Annotated in this window: 1 protein-coding gene; it reads left to right on the top strand. The window is 67.0% G+C overall.

The window, feature by feature from the left end; genetic code table 11:
• Positions 1 to 2,725, top strand: a 2,725-nt coding sequence (locus tag ACFDS3_RS20525; protein ID WP_375264178.1) for a CHC2 zinc finger domain-containing protein, incomplete at both ends; no start/stop codon positions are given.

Genomic DNA, 2,725 nt, shown 5'->3' with positions numbered 1-2,725 from the left:
GATCAGGCCCTCGTCCATTACGCCGGTGCGCGGCTGCGGCGCGCGGGTGGCGACCGGATGACCGGCTGCTGCCCATTCCACCAAGACAAGACCCCCTCCTTCTCGGTGGATGTGAAGGCCGGCTACTACAAGTGCTTCACGATGGGCTGCGAGGCGAAGGGCGATCTTTTCTCACTGATCCAGGAGACCCGCGGGGTCGATTTCCGCACGGCGATCCTCGAGGCGGCGAGCGCCGCCGGTGTCTCCGTTCCCGAGGAGATCGACCGTGACGCGCCGCGCGCCGCACGCCCGACCTTCGTGAAGCGCGAGCAGCGTCCGTCCGACGAGGTCGGCGAGCGTCCCGATCTGGAGCCCTGCGACCTCACCCCCGTTCCCGACACCTTCCCGCGGGCGCGCCCCGGGCAGCCGTTCCGCGTCTGGAAGAACGACGAGGGCAAGCGGCGGGGCATCTGGCGCCACGTTCCCGAGATGGTTCACGACTACATCGACGTCGATGGTCGCCTGCTGTGCTCGATCCTGCGGGTCATCGGTCGCGACGGGCGGAAGGTCTTCATTCCCGCGCGCGCCCTGCGCGTTCCCGACGATGCGCCGCGCGGCGCCTGCGACCCCAACACCCGCATGGGCTGGGTGATGCAGGCCGCATCGGCGGGTCACGCCCGGCCGATCTACGGCATCCACCGGACCGACGAGTGGATCGCCAATGGCGCCAAGCACCTGCTGATCGTCGAGGGCGAGAAGACCGCCGACGCGACCATGCGGCTCGTCGAGGCCGCGGGCCACGGCAAGGACACGCTGGTCGTGACGACGCTGGGCGGCGGCTCGGCGACGATGTTCGCGGACTGGTCCGGCTTCATGGCGCGTCTCGAGGCATCCGGCCTTCCCCTCCCCGAGGTCACGATCTGGCCCGACGCCGACGCCCTTCTGACCCGCACGAATGGCGAGGTCGTCGATCGGCAGATGAAGTTCGCCCGACAGGTCAGCACGGGGTTCGTGCAGGCGCTGATCGACGAGGGCATTGCCATCGACGATCTGCAGCTGCGCAGGGTCATCCCGCCCCAGGGCGTCGAGTCCGGCTGGGACCTGGCGGATGCCGAGAAGGAAGGCTGGTCCCCGGCCAAGGTCGTGGGCTGGATGCGCGAGAACGTGGAGACGATCGACAGGTCGAAGCTGAACCTCAAGGCAATGCCCGAGGCGGCCCCGGTGGAGCGTCAGGACCGGGCGCGGGAGGTGCCCGAGCCGGTCCCTTTTGATCCGGCCGAGGCGGATGCCTCGGTTTTCGAAGAGACGCTGGAGGCGTTCTTCGACCTGGACGGCCAGCCCCTGGACCCGTCCGAGCCATTCGAATTCGCCGCGGCCCGGACCGACGGCACAGCAGATGCATTCGAGGAGGATACCCAGATGGCACAGCGCGCCGAACAGCACCTTGAGGATGCCGATCTCTCCGAGGCCGATCTGACGGACGCCGATGTCGCGGGTGCGACCGAGTGGGCTGGAGCGGAGGAACCCCTCACGCTGGACGATGTCGATGGCGACGCTCCCGAACTCATCAACGAGGACGAAGACATTTCCGATTTCGTCGACGATGACGACGACGGCACCGGCGTCCGCCCGACCGGCGCGTCGATCATGGACGGGAACGAATACGTCCGCTGCCTTGGCCACCTCGAGAACGTCAACTACTTCCTGTCGCTGCAATCCATGCAGATGTTCAGGTTTTCCCCGTCCCAGATGCGGTCCACCAACCTGTTGCACCTTGCCCCCCGCCATTGGTGGATGGAGCTCTTCGGCTACGAGAGCAAGGGCAAGTGGCATATCGACTGGGAGGTCGCGGCCGACGCGCTCGTCCAGGAAACCTATCGCGTCGGGGTCTACGACCCCTCGAAGGAAGTCGGCAAAGGCGCGCGTCTGGATCAGGGCCGAGTGGTCTTCAACGCGGGCAACATGCTCTACGTCGATGGCGTGGGGCGGATGAACCCGCGCGACTTTCATGGCGACAACCACTACGTCTCCAGCGCGCCGTTTCGCATGCCCGACACCGAAACACCCTTTCCCGCCGAAAGCGCCGAGGTGAACGCGCTGCTGCAGATCGTGAGCTCGCTGGACTGGCGCCAGGAGAACCGCGAGCTGTCGGTGATGAGCCTCTTCGGCTGGATCGCGACCGCGCTGATCTGCGGCATCCTGAAATGGCGTCCGCACCTGTGGCTCGACGGTCCGACCGGTTCGGGCAAGTCGTGGGTCCTGACGAACATCGTGGCGCCTGCGCTCGGCCAGTATCGCGTGACCGTCAAGTCGAACTCATCCGAAAGCGGCCTGCGCAACTGGCTGCATCGGACCGCCCTGCCCCTGATCTTCGACGAGGCCGAGGGTGAGGATCAGCGCGATCGGTCGCGCATGGACGACATCCTCAAGCTCGCGCGCCACTCCGCCTCCGATGGCGACAGCGTCGTGGCTCAGGGTGTGCCCGGCGGTGGCGCGCAGCGCTACTACTCGATCCGTTCGATGTTCCTGCTGAGCTCGATCTCCAACCAGGTGACCGCGGCGGCCGACAAGTCGCGTTTCGCGCGGGCCCACCTGTCGCGCGGCCGCGGGCTCGAGGAGTTCATTTCGCGGATCGAAAGGCCGGCGGCGGAGCTGCTCACCCCGGAATTCGCCGATCGTTTCCTCGGCCGCATGCTCATCCGCGCCCAGGACTATCTCCCCGTTTCGCAGAAGATGGTCCGCGCCC

The organism is Palleronia sp. (assembly GCF_042089775.1).
GTDB lineage: Bacteria > Pseudomonadota > Alphaproteobacteria > Rhodobacterales > Rhodobacteraceae > Palleronia.
The sequence above is the reverse complement of the archived record's forward strand: the minus strand, read 5'-3'. Positions and strand labels throughout refer to the sequence as shown.